At 63.0% G+C, this 14,692-nt stretch carries 16 protein-coding genes; 5 read left to right on the top strand and 11 right to left on the bottom strand.

The features are described 5' to 3' along the window. Positions 1–72 precede the first annotated feature (72 nt). The gene (locus ACZ5G6_RS22125) at positions 73–507 is read left to right on the top strand and encodes an acyl-CoA thioesterase (protein WP_216926238.1); all 435 of its coding nucleotides are present in this window, start codon (positions 73–75) and stop codon (positions 505–507) included. A 249-nt stretch (positions 508–756) separates the two neighbouring features. On the opposite strand, the gene ACZ5G6_RS22130 is transcribed toward ACZ5G6_RS22125, so the two are convergent. Genes ACZ5G6_RS22130 through ACZ5G6_RS22150 form a run of 5 tightly spaced genes read right to left on the bottom strand, consistent with a single transcriptional unit; the run spans position 757 to position 5,481 of the window. Further along, positions 757–1,506, bottom strand: coding sequence for an SDR family oxidoreductase (locus ACZ5G6_RS22130; RefSeq protein WP_223934936.1), 750 nt, complete (start codon positions 1,504–1,506; stop codon positions 757–759). Positions 1,507–1,546: 40 nt separating this feature from the next. Beyond that, positions 1,547–2,887, bottom strand: a complete 1,341-nt coding sequence (locus ACZ5G6_RS22135; protein ID WP_223934937.1) for an MFS transporter — start codon at positions 2,885–2,887, stop codon at positions 1,547–1,549. 56 nt (positions 2,888–2,943) lie between these two features. Continuing rightward, complete coding sequence (locus ACZ5G6_RS22140; RefSeq protein WP_498688180.1) at positions 2,944–3,957, bottom strand: 5-oxoprolinase subunit C family protein; 1,014 nt, start codon at positions 3,955–3,957, stop codon at positions 2,944–2,946. Next, positions 3,954–4,691: a 5-oxoprolinase subunit B family protein gene (locus ACZ5G6_RS22145; RefSeq protein ID WP_498688183.1), complete on the bottom strand. Its 738-nt coding sequence runs from the start codon at positions 4,689–4,691 to the stop codon at positions 3,954–3,956. Before ACZ5G6_RS22145 ends, ACZ5G6_RS22140 begins: the two co-directional genes overlap by 4 nt. A gap of 1 nt (position 4,692) precedes the next feature. Further along, positions 4,693–5,481, bottom strand: coding sequence for a LamB/YcsF family protein (locus ACZ5G6_RS22150; RefSeq protein WP_223934940.1), 789 nt, complete (start codon positions 5,479–5,481; stop codon positions 4,693–4,695). A gap of 300 nt (positions 5,482–5,781) precedes the next feature. On the opposite strand from ACZ5G6_RS22150, the gene ACZ5G6_RS22155 reads away from it, so the two are divergent. After that, positions 5,782–6,726 (top strand): LysR substrate-binding domain-containing protein, encoded by a 945-nt coding sequence (locus ACZ5G6_RS22155; protein ID WP_223934941.1) that lies wholly within the window; start codon positions 5,782–5,784, stop codon positions 6,724–6,726. Positions 6,727–6,850: 124 nt separating this feature from the next. Further along, complete coding sequence (locus ACZ5G6_RS22160; protein ID WP_081589161.1) at positions 6,851–7,072, top strand: hypothetical protein; 222 nt, start codon at positions 6,851–6,853, stop codon at positions 7,070–7,072. Positions 7,073–7,293: 221 nt separating this feature from the next. Here the strand turns inward: ACZ5G6_RS22160 and ACZ5G6_RS22165 are convergent, their stop codons facing one another. Beyond that, entirely contained in the window at positions 7,294–7,968 is a 675-nt protein-coding gene (locus ACZ5G6_RS22165; RefSeq protein WP_223934942.1) for a 4-carboxy-4-hydroxy-2-oxoadipate aldolase/oxaloacetate decarboxylase, read from the bottom strand. Between the two features lie 22 nt (positions 7,969–7,990). Beyond that, positions 7,991–9,199 (bottom strand): aspartate transaminase, encoded by a 1,209-nt coding sequence (locus ACZ5G6_RS22170; RefSeq protein WP_498688186.1) that lies wholly within the window; start codon positions 9,197–9,199, stop codon positions 7,991–7,993. Positions 9,200–9,438: 239 nt separating this feature from the next. Here ACZ5G6_RS22170 and ACZ5G6_RS22175 point away from each other — a divergent pair, with 239 nt between their 5' ends. Both ACZ5G6_RS22175 and ACZ5G6_RS22180 read left to right on the top strand, forming a co-directional pair. Further along, positions 9,439–9,969, top strand: a complete 531-nt coding sequence (locus tag ACZ5G6_RS22175) for a hypothetical protein (protein WP_223934944.1) — start codon at positions 9,439–9,441, stop codon at positions 9,967–9,969. 65 nt (positions 9,970–10,034) lie between these two features. Beyond that, the gene (locus ACZ5G6_RS22180) at positions 10,035–10,409 is read left to right on the top strand and encodes a nuclear transport factor 2 family protein (protein ID WP_498688189.1); all 375 of its coding nucleotides are present in this window, start codon (positions 10,035–10,037) and stop codon (positions 10,407–10,409) included. 61 nt (positions 10,410–10,470) lie between these two features. Here ACZ5G6_RS22180 and ACZ5G6_RS22185 read toward each other — a convergent pair whose 3' ends face one another. From ACZ5G6_RS22185 to hpaE, 4 genes are read right to left on the bottom strand one after another with little or no spacing between them, the layout of a single operon-like run. Next, complete coding sequence (locus ACZ5G6_RS22185; protein ID WP_223934946.1) at positions 10,471–11,274, bottom strand: HpcH/HpaI aldolase family protein; 804 nt, start codon at positions 11,272–11,274, stop codon at positions 10,471–10,473. After that, on the bottom strand, positions 11,259–12,044 hold the full coding sequence (hpaH, locus tag ACZ5G6_RS22190) for a 2-oxo-hept-4-ene-1,7-dioate hydratase (RefSeq protein ID WP_223934947.1): 786 nt from the start codon (positions 12,042–12,044) through the stop codon (positions 11,259–11,261). Before hpaH ends, ACZ5G6_RS22185 begins: the two co-directional genes overlap by 16 nt. Before the next feature lie 3 nt (positions 12,045–12,047). After that, positions 12,048–13,145, bottom strand: coding sequence for a 3,4-dihydroxyphenylacetate 2,3-dioxygenase (gene hpaD, locus ACZ5G6_RS22195; RefSeq protein ID WP_223934948.1), 1,098 nt, complete (start codon positions 13,143–13,145; stop codon positions 12,048–12,050). 29 nt (positions 13,146–13,174) lie between these two features. Further along, the gene (gene hpaE, locus ACZ5G6_RS22200; protein ID WP_223934949.1) at positions 13,175–14,689 is read right to left on the bottom strand and encodes a 5-carboxymethyl-2-hydroxymuconate semialdehyde dehydrogenase; all 1,515 of its coding nucleotides are present in this window, start codon (positions 14,687–14,689) and stop codon (positions 13,175–13,177) included. Positions 14,690–14,692: the final 3 nt, after the last annotated feature.

Genomic DNA, 14,692 nt, shown 5'->3' on the forward strand with positions numbered 1-14,692 from the left:
CAGCAGCAGCAGCAGCAGCCAACTGTCACGCAACATCCGGCACCGGAGGCGGCAGTTCGATAATCTCGGAAAATGGAAAAAGCAGACATCACCTTCCGCACCCGCAAATGGGTGCGGCCCGAGGACCTCAACGCCAACGGCACACTCTTTGGTGGCAGCCTGCTGAAGTGGATCGATGAAGAGGCCGCGATCTACGCCATCCTCCAGTTGGGCAATGGACGCGCCGTCACCAAGTACATCTCCGAGATCAACTTCGTGAGCTCAGCGGTGCAGGGCGACCTCATCGAGATGGGGCTGACGGCGAAACGCTTCGGCCGCACGTCGTTGACCATGCGCGCCGAGGTCCGGAACATGATCACCCGGCAGAGCATCCTGACCATCGAGGAGATCGTGTTCGTGAACCTCGGCGCGGATGGGCGCCCGCAGCCGCACGGCTACACGGAAATCACCTACGATCGCGACCGCATCCCCACGCACCACCTCACGGAGACCCTGCACGAGGACTGAGCCACCCGGCGTCGTGCGCTATACAGAGCCGTCGCGGCGCTCCTTCCCGGTTAGTGCGCCCGGCACGCCAGATGCCCGCCAAGCAGGCCCCGGAATCCCGCGGATGGCCTGGAGTACGGCACGGGGTAACCGGGAAGGAACGCACGGGTAAACGGGTGCTGGCGGCCGCGAGAGCGCGGCCGCCAGCTTATGTTTTCCGGCGACGGGAGTGAGTGCCACCGGAACCTATGGGGCGCCTGGCCGAAAAAGCTAGCGCCGGTCGAACGTCAGGCCGCCGGGCACCTGGAACGTCGGCATTAGCTCAAGCATGCCCACGTTGACGTGGCGCGGCGTTTCGATCGCGTAATCCAGGGCATTAACGATGTCGTCGGTGGTCAGCGACTCATAGCCCTCGTAGTAGGTCTTCCAGGCTTCTTCCATGGCCTCGGGTGTGCCGCCCATGTTGCGCCCGAAGATCTCGGTTTCCACCCGTCCCGGGCAGATCTCGGTGACGCGGATGCGCTTACCCACGGTGTCGTTTCGGAGCTGGCGGGAGATCTGGTGCACAGCCGCCTTGGTGGCGTGATAGACGGTGTGGCCGTAGAAGTTGTAGACGCCGGCAATCGAGCTGATGTTGATGACGTGGCCAAGGTCCCGCTCCACCATGCCCGGCAGCACCAGACGGGTCAGCTGAAGCAGGCCGCGAAGATTCACATCCACGAGCTCGTCGATGTCCTCTTCGGACGAGTCCAGGATGTTGCCTGGCCGGGAAACTCCGGCGCAGTTCACCAGGACGTCCACCTTGAGTTCGCTCACGACGGCGGCCAGCGCGGCTGTGTCGGTCAGGTCCACCACGTGTGGGACTGCCCCGGTGCGGTCGGCCAGTTCGGCGAGGCGTTCCTCGTTGCGGGCCACGGCGTGGACGGTCAGGCCGCGCTTGGCGAGGCGTTCAGCGATGGCTGCACCCATACCGGTCGAAGCTCCGGTGACAAGGGCGGTGGTGTAGTCGGAAAAAGACATTGGTCCTCCAAAAGGTGGGGAATCGGTAAGGCTCTGGTGGCTAGGCGTCGCGCAGCGGTTCGTGGGCGCGGTCCTTGACCGTGCTGACGGCGATCAGCGTGCCCAAGGCCGTGATCACTGCGTAGAAGGCTGGCATGTAGATGTTCCCCGTGGACGAAATCAGCCAGGTCATGAGCAACGGAGCCGTGCCGCCGAACAGGGCGGAGGAGATGTTGTAGCCAAGGCCGTAAGCGGAGTAGCGGACCCGGGTGGGGAACAGTTCAACGATCAGGATGTGGATGACGGCGGTGTGGCCGGCGAAGACGACTGCCATGATGCAGGCACCGAGGATTGCCAGGCCCATTTCACCGGTTGCAATGAGGGCGTAGGAAGGGATGCCGAGGACAGCCATGGCAATCGCCGAGCCGGCGATGACCTTCTTGCGTCCAACACGGTCCGAGAGGGCACCCATGAAGGGGATGGCGATGCAGATGACAACCAGGCTGCAGGCAGTGACCAGAAGGGCTTGGCCGATAGTGAAGTTAAGCTGCTTGCCCTTGAGGAACGTGGGCATGTAGGAGAACAGCACGTAGTAGCCGGAGCCGTTCATGAGCGGGATGAACAGGGCCAGGAGCATGGCACGGCGGTGCTCGGCGGACTTGAAGGCTTCCTTGAGCGGATTCTTGGAAAGTCCGCCCTCTTCCTTCAGCTTTACGAAGTTGGGGGTATCGGCGATGGCCTTGCGGATGTACCAGCCGATGATGCCCATGGGGATGGCGACGAGGAACGGGATGCGCCAGGCGAAGGAACCGAAGCCGCCGCCGTCAATGGCTGCCTGAGTGAGCCACGGGGACATGGAGAACGCCACAAGCGTACCGGTGAGCAGTGCTGCGAAGGAGGCAATCTGGGCGTAGGAAGTGATGACACCGCGCTTGCCTTCAGGGGCGTGCTCGGCAAGGAAGGTCATGGCGCCGGCAGCTTCGCCGCCAACGGAGAAGCCCTGCAGCATACGCAATAGCACCAGGAGGATCGGCGCGGCAATGCCAATGGCCGCATATGGCGGCAAGAGCCCGATGCCGGCCGTGGCAACACTGATCAGGAGGATCACGAAGACCAGTAGCTTTTGCCTGCCGATCCGGTCTCCGAGGTAGCCACAAACAACAGCGCCCAGGGGCCGAACGAAGAACGAGACTGCGTAACCGGCGAACACGAAGAGCAGTGCATTGTCCGGGTTGCCGGGGGCCAGGAAGACCAGGGCCAGCGTTCCCGCCATGAAGGCGAAAATGCCGTTGTCGTAGAGTTCCACGAAGATGCCAACACAACCTGCGGTGACAACCTTGCGGGTTTGGCGGCCCGTGAGCCGCTCATGCTGCGCTGGCGCAGCGTTGGTGCTTGCGGTCATGACTTTTCCTTACTGAGATGAGCGTAGCAACGCCTACTGGTATGACGACAGGGTTTTTAGCTGCATGCCGCAACTGGTAGGTCCTGCCATTGGGGACGGCATCCGATGCCGAGGAGTCCGAAGACGGTGTTGACGGATTCGCGGAGGGTTTCCAGTTGGGCCCGCGAGCGTCGATGCGCGGCAGTTGCTTCTGCCACTGTGGTTTTCCGAAAACGGACTTTGTCCCCTGGCCTTGCTTGGGCCAGGACATCCAGTCCGGTGCTGGTTACTACTGCAAGAACGGGATACCCGGCCGTGACGCCTCGTCCCCGATGCAGTACCAGCAGCTCTTCCCTCGAGGGAACCTCGACGGCGCCCACTGGCACTCCGCGTGAAAGCACCTCACCGCTGGAGGTTCTTTCCGGCAGTTGTCCGCCCAGCCGCAGGCCGATGTGGTTGCTGCGGCCGCTCACGGCGTACTCCGAGGTGAAGAGCAGCTCGCCGGATTCGCCAAACTCGGCGACGTCCGGCCCGTCGGTCACGTCGACCAACAGATCTGTTCCCATGCTGGGCCGTTCAAGGCCCAGCCTGAAGAGTGGAAGGTCAAAGTACGGCTGGCGTACTGGGCCCACGCTCCTACGGGTGGGGAGCGTGGTTCCTTCCCGAAGCTGAAGTCCGAAGCCCACCACGGTGTCCGGTGCGCAGCTGCCCAGCAGCGTTTCGGCTTCCAGCGAGCCGTGAATTGCCAGGTAGGCGCGGAGCCCACGGTGGATTCCGCGGATGGACACTGTTTCTCCTGCCCGGACGGACACCGGTTCCCACTGGCGGCACGGGCGTCCACCGATGGTGAGCGTGAGCGGGGCACCGGTGACGGCGATAAGGATGTCGGCGTTGGCCTTCACCCGAAAATCGAGGGCCGTGATCTCCACCAGGGGATCGTTGTCCAGGTTGCCGGCCAGGATGTTGGCGGCACGGGCCGAGTACTGGTCCAGGGCGCCGTTGACTGGAAGCCCGAAACGCGGTCCGCGGGTCCTGCCGAGGTCGGTGACCACGGAGTTGCCCGGCTGCAGGATCAGGATTTCCCCACTCATCGCCGCACCTCCAACGCCAGTGGCTCCAATTCCATGCCAGCGAAGGTGTGGAAGTCCTCCGCGTGGATCTGGCGGAACCTGAGGACGTCGCCTGGCTTGTACGGGACCAGCGGTTCACGGCGGATGTTCAGTACGGACAACGGAGTCTGGCCGATGACACACCAGCCGCCGGGAGCAACAGCAGGCGCGATGACTGCCTGGCGACCTGCCACCGCCACAGCGCCGGCCGGCACGCTGAGCCGGGGATCCTTCAAACGCGGAACGGGCTTGGGGAACGCGGGCCCGTCCATCATGGGCGAGCCCGCAGGTGCACCCAAGCAGCGGACGGTGTACGTCTTTTCAGTGTGGAGGCGGATGATTTCCTCGGGATCGACTCCCTGAAACTCGGCGACACGGCCCAGGTCCGGGCCGTATTCGCCGCCGTACACCACGGGAACATTGAACTCCCGGGGCGCCCTCAGCGAACCGCCCGCATGAGCGATCTCCATGAGGCCGAGCTTGACGAACGCGCGCACTTGGCGGGCGGAAACCAGAATGGGATCGAACTCAACCAGCACGGAGTCGTACGTAGGAACCGCACCATGAAGGCCCTCGGCGCCGCAGCTTTCCAGCCAATCGGCCAGGCGGTGGACGGTCAGCCAGTTGTCTTCGCTGGCCTCCGAGATCGCCACGACGCGCAGTGCGGAGTCTCCGGATTCGTAGATTTCGGTGGGGGCCGCTGTGAGCACGGACATGTCAGGCCGCCTTCCTCTTGGCGTCCATTACCTCGGCCAGCGGGGCGATGTGGACGCCTGCGGACACGAGCTCGGAGCGGATCAAGCGGGCCAGTTCCACGGCGCCGGGGTTGTCCCCGTGCAGGAGGACGGTGTCGACGTCGATATCCATGTCCACGCCGTTGGCGCAGCGGATCTTGCCTTCGACAACCATGCGCAGGGTCCGCTCCACGATCTCTGCGGGATCGTGCAAAACGGCACCGGGCCAGCTGCGGGGAACCAGCGTGCCGTCTTCCTGATAACCACGGTCCACGATGCCCACGATTGCCACGTCCAGTCCCGCGTTGCGCGCTGCCTTGGCCAGTTCGCCTTCCTGCGCCACCACGATGAGCTCGTTGTCCACCCGCGCTGCAGCCTCCGCAACAGCTTGGGCGTAGTCGGTGCGAACAGCCACGAGGTTGCCCAGGCGGCCGTGGGGAGCGATGTGGGTGATCTTGGTGCCGTGGAAGGCGGCAAAGCCGTTCAAGGCGCCGAGCTGGTAGAGCACATCGTTCTGTACTTCACTGGCAGTAAGGCCCATGTCGCGCCGGCCGAAACCACGCAAGTCCGGGAAGCTCGGGTGGGCCCCGATGCCTACGCCACGGCGAACGCACTCAGCAACAGTGGAGGCCATGATGTCCGGGTCACCGGCGTGGAACCCGCATGCGATATTGGCGCTTGTTACGATCTCCAGGAGCTCGGAATCGTCGCCAATGGTGTAGGCGCCAAATCCCTCTCCAAGATCCGCTACAAGATCAATTGTCGGGTTCACGTGGTTCTCTTTCCGTGGTTTTGCATTCAGTTCCGGGAAGGACATGAATAATCCGCTCGAGGATTAGTTGAATTCCCGGTAAATGTCGGACGCTTGTGGATTCCAAAGCGTTGCCTGAAGTTCTTTCTAGAAGTCTCGCACCGGTCAACCACGTTGCACAAAGACCTAATAGCTATCCCGTGATAGCTCTCCGTTATGACCTGCACCACCCTGTACTGTGGCATGGGTCCCAGTGTTGCCCGGATAGAATTTCCTTATGGCATGCCACCCGGGGACGTGGCTCTCTAGGAAGGCAGAATCATGGACACACGAAAGCTTTCATACTTCGTGCAGATCGTGGATTCGGGAAGCATCACCAAGGCCGCCGCCGCCCTGCACGTTGCCCAGCCTGCGCTCAGCCAGCAGGTATCCGCGCTGGAGAACGACCTCAAACAGCGGCTCCTGATCCGCAGCAAACAAGGTGTTGAGCCCACCGCAGCCGGGCACACGCTGTACCGCCATGCCCAGTCCATCCTCCGCCTGGTTGAACAAGCCCGGCAGGACGTCGCCACGTCTGGAGCTGCACCCTCCGGCAGGGTTTCCATCGCGATCGCGCCATACAGCATGGCCTCCAGCCTGACGCCCCAGATCATCAGGGAAGTCGGACGACGCTACCCGGATGTCGTGGTCCACCTGACGGAGATTTTCGGCGGCGTGCTGAGCGAGGCCATCAAGAACGGCCGCCTCGACATGGCGCTCATCTACGAGCCCGGCAAAATCCGCGGCGTACAGTTCACCACCATGATCGTTGAAGACCTGCATCTGGTGGTGCACCCGGACGTGGACGTCAACCACGGCAAGGACACCGTCACCCTGGCAGAAGCCAGCACAGTGGGCTTGTTCCTTCCCGAGAAGAACCACACTCTGCGCCAGCTCATTGAGAAGGGCTTGGCCGACCAGGACCTGCCGCTCCGCCTGGTGGGGGAAGTGGAGTCTGTGCCGTCGCTGATCCGGCTTATCCGCGCGAACCTGGGCGGCACTGTCCTGCCCAAATCTGCTGCCGATGCTCTCTTCCCGGACCAGGATTTCAAGGTGTTGAGGATCATCGAGCCTGGCCTGCAGAGCAAGATCGCCCTCTGCACTCCAGACCACGAGCCGCTCTCCGAAGCTGCCTCGGCCGTGCTCCTGGTGGTCAAGGAGATGCTGCACCAACAACTGATCAACAAGTACGGAACCGACCCCGTACGGCTGCCAGCCCATCCATAACAAAGCCTTATCTGGACAGACAACTTTGGTCTTATTCAACGCCGCTTTAATTTCCTAATATCGAATTAGCAAGAAATTCGAAAGCAGCTCACGGATTCCGCGGGCAAGTTCAAAGGAAAAAACGGTGAAAAAGATCAGCACAGCCGGATGGGTTTCGAATCCAACCCGCGGAACGATCAGCGCACGAACCGGATTTCACTGCCCACGGAATGGTTTTTGGCGTCCGATCGGTGGCATTGGTGAACCATTGTTCGTCTTCGAAGGAAGCCTGATGCCCGCCCACGCCGGCAGCAGCATCGAATGGCACCTGGTGGACACCCGTCCCGGACACTCCGGACTCGACTAGAGCGTCAGGCCGGGGAAACCCGGCCAGCCGCCGTCGTACACCAACAAAAGCTGCAGCACCCTAAGGCGCCCTGCCACTGGCAAGGCGCCTTTCCCATGCCCGAGCGCCGCACGAGCGCCGCCCGAGCCCGTCCGATTGCGGAGTCAAGAACCCGGGGCGCGGAGTCAGGAAAGGGCCGGCCGCAACGCCTTTCAGGCGCGCGACCGGCCCTTCGCGGATGGTTAGTCTTCGACCAGGAGGCCCTTCTCCTTGAGCTTCTCCGTCAGGCCGCAGAGCTCGATGGTGTTGCCGCCATCGTGGTACAGCTTGATGAGTTCTCGCTCGTGGTCGTCACGGGCCTGGGACAGCGCGATGACTTCCTCGGCCTCCTCGCGACGGACAACCACCACGCCGTCGGCGTCACCGCGGAGGATATCGCCCGGGTAGATGATTTCGTCGCCGAAGACGATGGGGTGGTTGATCGGGCCGAGGGTTTCCTTGACCGTGCCTTTGATGCTGACGCTGCCGGAGAACACAGGCAGGCCGAGTTCGATCAGGTCCTGGGTATCGCGCACGCCGGAATCGGTGACCATCGCGGCGATGCCCTTGGCCTTCATGGCGTTGCCCAGGACGTCGCCGAACGTGCCGGCCTCGGTCATTTCCTGCGCCCCGACCAGGACGACGTCGCCGGCCTGTGCATAGTGGATGGCAACCTGGAGCATCAGGTTGTCCTGCGGGGCACAAGAGACCGTAACAGCCGGGCCGCAGAAGGACATGGAGCGGTCGATCGGTTTGATCCTGGAGCTCAAGGCACCGCGGCGGCCCTGTGCTTCGTGGATGGTCGCTGAGGAAAAGGCAGCGAGGCGGCTGACGACGTCTGCATCAGGCCGCTCGAACTTGGTCTTAACGTGGATCATTTGAGGGATCTTTCTGTGGGGCTTAGGACAGTGCGTTGACGGCGTCGCGGATCGAGTCCACGCCGGCGTTGATGGTCTCCAGCGAAGTGGCGAAGGAGATCCGGAAGTAGGGCCCCAGGCCGTAGGCCGAGCCCTGGATGACGGCCACGCGAGCGGCGTCCAGCAGGTAGAGCGTGAAGTCCTGGTCGTTCTCGATGACGTTGCCGCTTGGCGTGGTCTTACCGATGACGCCCGAGCAGTTCACGTACGCGTAGAAGGCACCGTCCGCTGGAGCGACGGACAGTCCGTTGATGGCGTTGAGACCTTCGACGGCGGCGTCCCGGCGTTTGCGGTAAACCTCCACACTGTCGCGGACGAATGACTGATCGCCATTCAGCGCCGCTGTTGCTGCAGCCTGGCTAATCGACGAGGGGCACGACGACGTCTGGGACTGCAGTTTGTTCATGGCCGCGATAAGCGGCGCGGGTCCCACGCCGTAGCCGAGGCGCCAGCCAGTCATGGCGTACGCCTTGGACACACCGTTGACCAGCAGGATGCGGTCCTTGAGAGCCGGGGCTGCCGTGACCAGGCTGGTGACGCGGCCATCGCCGAAGTGGATTTCGTCGTAGATCTCGTCGGTGAGGATGAAGACGTGCGGGTGCTCCTCGAGGACCGCTCCGAGTGCCTGTAGTTCCTCGCGGGAGTAAACGGCGCCTGTCGGGTTGGACGGCGCGTTGAGGATAAGCCACTTGGTCTTGGGCGTGATGGCTTTTTCCAGGGCAGCGGGGGTCAGCTTAAAGCCTGTATCTTCGCCGCAAGGAACGATCACCGGGGTGCCATCGTTGGCCAGGACCATGTCTGGGTAGGAAACCCAGTACGGCGCGGGAACGATCACTTCGTCGCCTTCGTTGAGCGAGGCCATGAGCGCAACGTAGAGGACCTGCTTGGCGCCGCCGCCGATGGTCAGCTGGTTTCGCTCGTAATGGTGGCCACTGTGGCTTTCGACCTTGCGCAGGATGGCGGTCTGCAACTCGGGCGTGCCGGTCACCGAGGTGTACTTGGTCTCTCCGGCGTTGATCGCCTCGATGGCTGCGGCCTTGATGTGGTCCGGGGTGTCGAAGTCCGGCTCGCCGACGGTCAGGTCGATGATCGGGATGCCTTCAGCTTTCAGTTCGCGGACGCGGGCAGCGGCCGCAACGCTGGCTGAGGACTTGATGCGGGTGACCCTCGACGCCGGCATGTAGTCGGACATGTCTCCTCCAGGAATGTGGAACTCAGGACGCGCGGATTCGCGTATCCCCTTTTTCGAGACTAGGGATCCGCGGGCGCTGTGGATAAGACCTAATGTGCGTGGATCAATAAGGGACCCTTATGACCTGCTTCCATGCACTTTGCTTATGGGTTCACTCGGTTTTGGTATTTCCGTGGCTCAGTGAACGCAGCCTAGATTCATAGCTCAGAAGTGTTCGCCAATCGTCGGAAAGGGAGCCAATGCGAGCAACAACCGTTTCCGTTTCAGGCCGGTCAGGCACCGGGCGGTACACGTATCGCGCCAGAACACCCGCGGGGCCACAGGCTGCGGTTAAGGGGGAGCACGCCAGGATCACGCGCGCCCTCGCCGCCCATCGGCAACTCCTCTCCCATGCGTCCAGCGCGATCCGCACACTGACCGCGGCCCGGAACGAGATGATCGCCCAGGCCTTGGAGGATGGGCTCACGTTGGCAACCGTCTCGGCGGTGACAGGTGAAAATGTTCGGGCTGTACGGACCATCGGCTTGGCTTATGACGACCTCCATGCGAGCGGGCTCCCCCGCAACGCACAACTCGACGCATTGAAGGCCAAGAGCGAGGAGTTGAAGGCGGCAGAAAGGCACCGCGACCAGATCACGGAACGCCGCGAAGCTTTGATTGTCATGGCTTTGCAAACCCAGGCCTGCGACGACCTTGAACTTGCCTCGCTGACTGGACTGACACAGGACCACATCCGCCGGTCCAGCCGTGGCCTCGCCCGGTCAGCGTAGAAGGCTTCCCACTTACCCCGCAGGACATCGTTGAACCCACGGGTGGTGGAGGGTAGAACGGAGGAATGAGCGACGTGAACTCCTGGATGAGCCAATACATACGCGCGTGGACCTCGAACGATCCCGATGACATCCGGGCATTGTTCACCGAGGACGCCATCTACCATGATCGGCCGAACAGCGAATCACCGTGGAACGGCCACCAAGAAATCGTGAAGGCATGGACGGACGCTGGTGATAGACCCGATGATTGGACGTTCGAGTGGACGCTCCTTGGCCAAGATGGGGACACGGCTTTCGTCCAAGCCGTGACCACCTACCTCAACGACGAGCCCACCTATGACAACCTCTGGGTCATCCGTTTCGCAGAGGACGGCCGGGCCCGCGAATTCACGGAGTGGTACATGGCGCGGAAAGACACCCCCGCCGCACCCAACTAAGTCGCAGTTAAGCGCGTTTTGAGGCCTGTAAACGCGCTTAAGTGCGACTCAGTTGGGTGGGTCAGTAGCTGTCGCGCTCCGCCGTTTCGGACACGGGAATGAACGTCGAAGCGAACCCTTCCGACGCCCGGGCCAGAACCGCGACATCGGCGCCCACCAGCACAAAGGAGGCACCGGCGTCGAGATAGGCGCGGGCAGTGTCCGGGTTGAAGGCGTTGACGCCGGCTGGCTTGCCCGCCGCTTTGGCGGCTTCGAGGCAATGCTCGACGACGGCCCTCACCAAGGGATTTTCCTGCTGTCCCAGCAAACCCATGGAAGCTGCGAGGTCCGAGGGGCCCAGGAAGATGCCGTCCACGCCGTCGACGGCCAGGATTTCCTCCACTGCCGAAGCCGCTGCCTCGGATTCGATTTGCACTGTGAGGCTGATCGATTCCGAAGCGGCAGCCAGGTAGTCCGGAACCCGGTTCCAGCGCGAAGCCCTGGCCAGAGCGGAACCCACACCACGAACGCCCAGCGGCGGATAGCGGACGGCTGCCACTGCGGACGCGGCCTCGAAAGCGGAATTCACCATGGGAATCAGGAGGTTCTGCACCCCAAGGTCCAGGTATTGCTTGATGACCACGGTGTCGTTGACCGGCGGCCGGACCATGGCCTGAATGGGGTAACCACTCACAGCGTGGAGCTGCGCAAGGATCGATTCGAGGCCATTGGGGCTGTGCTCGGCGTCGATCAATAGCCAGTCCAGCCCGGAACCCGCGCAGACTTCAGCCACCAGCGGACTACCGGAACAAACCCACATGCCAGCTAACGGACGGCCAGCCTCCGATAGGGCCGAATAGAAGGTGGGGCTCAGTCGAAATTGCATGTCACGACTCCCAAGGGTCCGTAGTCCGCGTGTACGGTATCACCTTTGTACACCCACAGGGGCCTGGTAAACGAGCCCGCCAGGATGATATCTCCAGCCTTCATCGAGTCCCCGTGCGCGGCGATTTTGTTGGCCAGCCAGTGCACCCCGTTGGCCGGGTGATCCAGCACTCCGGCGGCCACTCCGGTCTCTTCCACGGTCTGGTTTTTGTACAGGATCGCGGACACCCAGCGGAGGTCGACGGCGTCGGGCCGCACCGGGCGGCCGCCCACCACCATGGCGCCCATCGCGGCGTTGTCCGAGATGGTGTCCACGATGGTCCGGCCCTCCATTTCGATCCTGGAGTCCAGGATTTCGAGGGCCGGAACCACGTAGTCGGTGGCGTTGAGGACATCGAAGATCGTGCAGCCCGGACCCTTGAGCCCGTCCTTCAGCACGAAGGCCAACTCCACCTCCACCCGCGGGTGCGTGTACTTGTCCCACTGCACTGAGCACCCGGTTTCGAGGACCATGTCGTCGAAAATCGCACCGTAGTCCGGCTCGGTGATGCCCGTGGCGGCCTGCATGGCTTTGGACGTGAGGCCGATCTTGCGCCCCACCAACGTGCGCCCGGCTTCCTCGTTCCGGCGCCGCCACAACTGCTGCACGGCGTAGGAATCCTCCACCGTCATATCGGGGTAGCGGGCGGTGAGGCGCGGCACCGGTTTGCGGTTCCGGCCGGCCTCGAGCAGTTCGTCGGCAATGGCTTCGATCGTCTTCGCGTCCAACATGGTTTAGACCTGGGCTCCCAACTTGAAGCCTTCAGCGGCCACGCCTGCGGCGCCTTCGGGGCGGGTGTAGGAGAACCCGTCGGCGCCCACGGTGACGGCCATTTCGGACTTCTCTTCCCGCTCGATCACGGGCTGCGGGTTGCCGTCCAGGTCCAGGACCAGGGAGGCCTCCGTGTACCAGGAGGGAACCACGGGGTTGCCCCACCAGTCGCGGCGCTGGTTGTCGTGGACGTCCCAGGTGACCGTGGGGTTGTCGGGATCGCCGGTGTAGTAGTCCTGGGTGTAGATCTCCACGCGGTGGCCATCCGGATCCAGGATGTAAAGGTAGAACGCGTTGGACACGCCGTGGCGCCCGGGTCCACGTTCGATCCTGTCGGAGATGCGCAGGGCACCCATCTTGTCGCAAATCTGGATGATGTTGTGCTTCTCGTGCGTGGAGAAGGCGATGTGGTGCAGGCGCGGGCCGTTGCCGCCGGTCAGGGCGGTATCGTGCACGGTCTGCTTCCGGTGCATCCACGCGGCGTAGGTGACGCCGTCGGAATCCTTGATGTCCTCCGAGACGCGGAAGCCGAGGTCCTCCAGGTACTTGCGGCCACGCGGGACGTCCGGGGTGACCTGGTTGAAGTGGTCCAGGCGGACCAGCTCTCCGGCGGAGTAGAGGTCATAGCGCTGAGTCAGGCGCTCAACGTGATCCACCTCGTAGAAGAACTCATACGGGAAGCCCAGCGGATCCTCCACGCGGACGGAATCGCCCACGCCCTTGGTGAAGCCTTCCTTCCGGCGCTCAACCCGGCAGCCCAGTTCGCGGTAGTACGCCTCGGCGGCGTCCACTTCTGCCGGGGACTTCACGCGGTACGCGAAGGCGGCAGCAGCGGCAACCGGGCCCTTGCGCAGGACCAGGTTGTGGTGGATGAACTCCTCGAAGGAGCGCAGGTAGATGGTGTTCTCGTCCTCTTCGGTGACATGCAGGCCGAGCAGGTCTACGTAGAACGCGCGGGACTTGGCCAGGTCCGTGACCACCAGTTCCAGGTAGGCGCAGCGAACGATGTCCGGAGCGGGAACTGTTGGGGTGGGGATGGGGCCGGTGAATGGGTTGCTCATGATGATCTCTCTTCGTTGAAAGGGTAGGACTAGGCGCCGAACTTGGGCGTGTGGACTGAACCGAGCGTGATGTGCACGGCCTGCTGGTCGGTGTAGAAGTCGATCGAGCGGTAGCCACCCTCGTGGCCAAGGCCAGAAGCCTTGACGCCGCCGAACGGGGTACGCAGGTCGCGGACGTTGTGGCTGTTGAGCCACACCATGCCGGCCTCGACGTTCTGCGAGAAGTTGTGGGCCCGCGTCAGGTTCTGCGTCCAGATGTAGGCCGCCAGGCCGTACTTGGTGTTGTTCGCCAAGGCGAGCGCTTCGTCGTCGTTCTCGAACGGGGTGATGGCCACGACGGGACCGAAGATTTCCTCCTGGAAGATGCGCGCGTCAGGCGCGACGTCGGCAAACACCGTGGGTGCGATGTAGTTGCCTTCGGGGAGATGCTCCGGGCGGCCGCCACCGGCCAGCAGCCGGCCTTCGGACTTGCCGATCTCCACGTACGATGCCACCTTTTCGTAGTGCTCCGGGTGGACCAACGCGCCGACCTGGGTTTTGGGATCGTGTGGGTCACCTACCACGATGTTCTTGGCCCGGGCGGCGTACTTTTCGCAGAATTCGTCGTAGATAGCGCGCTCGACGAGGATACGGGAGCCAGCCGTGCAGCGCTCGCCGTTGAGCGAGAACACACCGAACAGGGCGGAGTCGATCGCTGCATCCAGGTCGGCGTCAGCGAACACGACACACGGGGACTTACCACCGAGTTCCATGGACAGACCCTTGAGGTTGGCTGCGGCGTTGCGGAAGATCGTCTGGCCCGTGGTGGTCTCGCCAGTGAAGGAGATCAGTGGCACGTCCGGGTGCTTCACAAGTGCGTCGCCGGCTTCCTCGCCCAGGCCGTTGACCAGGTTGAACACACCGTCCGGCAGGCCGGCATCCTTGAAGATGGTCGCCCACAGCGAGGCAGAGAGCGGCGTGAACTCGGCAGGCTTGAGCACCACGGTGTTGCCGGTGGCGAGGGCCGGGGCGAGCTTCCAGGACTCGAGCATGAACGGGGTGTTCCACGGAGTGATCAGGCCGGCGACGCCGATCGGCTTGCGGTTCACGTAATTGATCTGCGACCCCGGGACCTTCATGGCGTCGTCGAACTGTGCCACGATCAGGTCCGCGAAGAAGCGGAAGTTCTCAGCTGAACGCAACGCCTGCCCCTTGGCCTGGGTGATCGGCAGGCCCGTATCAAAGGTCTCCAGCTCCGCGAGGCGCTCCTCCTGCGTCTCCACGGCGTCGGCGATTCTGTTCAGCACGCGGGCGCGTTCGCGCGGCTTCATCTTCGGCCACGGGCCGTTGACGAACGCTTCGCGGGCGGCGGCGACGGCGAGGTCGATGTCTTCCTTCTGGCCAGCCGCAGCAGTGGCGTAATTCTGGTTGGACACGGGGTCCAGGACATCGAAGGTCTTGCCCGACACCGAGTCAACGAACTCACCGTTGATGAAGTGCTGGATGTGCGTAGGCAGGTTCTCAGGTACGTAATGCTTTGCTGTTGTTTCTACAGGGGTCGTCATCGT

Source organism: Arthrobacter sp. TmtSoilC51 (assembly GCF_055388015.1).

Excerpts from the sequence above, each read along its gene's own strand:
- ACZ5G6_RS22165 (WP_223934942.1), bottom strand. The coding sequence starts at position 7,968 with ATGATCCACGTTAAGACCAAGTTCGAGCGGCCTGATGCAGACGTCGTC.
- ACZ5G6_RS22180 (WP_498688189.1), top strand. The coding sequence starts at position 10,035 with ATGAGCGACGTGAACTCCTGGATGAGCCAATACATACGCGCGTGGACC.
- ACZ5G6_RS22140 (WP_498688180.1), bottom strand. The coding sequence starts at position 3,957 with ATGAGTGGGGAAATCCTGATCCTGCAGCCGGGCAACTCCGTGGTCACC.
- hpaH (WP_223934947.1), bottom strand. The coding sequence starts at position 12,044 with ATGTTGGACGCGAAGACGATCGAAGCCATTGCCGACGAACTGCTCGAG.
- ACZ5G6_RS22145 (WP_498688183.1), bottom strand. The coding sequence starts at position 4,691 with ATGTCCGTGCTCACAGCGGCCCCCACCGAAATCTACGAATCCGGAGAC.
- hpaD (WP_223934948.1), bottom strand. The coding sequence starts at position 13,145 with ATGAGCAACCCATTCACCGGCCCCATCCCCACCCCAACAGTTCCCGCT.
- ACZ5G6_RS22125 (WP_216926238.1), top strand. The coding sequence starts at position 73 with ATGGAAAAAGCAGACATCACCTTCCGCACCCGCAAATGGGTGCGGCCC.
- ACZ5G6_RS22135 (WP_223934937.1), bottom strand. The coding sequence starts at position 2,887 with ATGACCGCAAGCACCAACGCTGCGCCAGCGCAGCATGAGCGGCTCACG.
- ACZ5G6_RS22185 (WP_223934946.1), bottom strand. The coding sequence starts at position 11,274 with ATGCAATTTCGACTGAGCCCCACCTTCTATTCGGCCCTATCGGAGGCT.
- ACZ5G6_RS22175 (WP_223934944.1), top strand. The coding sequence starts at position 9,439 with ATGCGAGCAACAACCGTTTCCGTTTCAGGCCGGTCAGGCACCGGGCGG.
- ACZ5G6_RS22130 (WP_223934936.1), bottom strand. The coding sequence starts at position 1,506 with ATGTCTTTTTCCGACTACACCACCGCCCTTGTCACCGGAGCTTCGACC.
- hpaE (WP_223934949.1), bottom strand. The coding sequence starts at position 14,689 with ATGACGACCCCTGTAGAAACAACAGCAAAGCATTACGTACCTGAGAAC.
- ACZ5G6_RS22155 (WP_223934941.1), top strand. The coding sequence starts at position 5,782 with ATGGACACACGAAAGCTTTCATACTTCGTGCAGATCGTGGATTCGGGA.
- ACZ5G6_RS22170 (WP_498688186.1), bottom strand. The coding sequence starts at position 9,199 with ATGTCCGACTACATGCCGGCGTCGAGGGTCACCCGCATCAAGTCCTCA.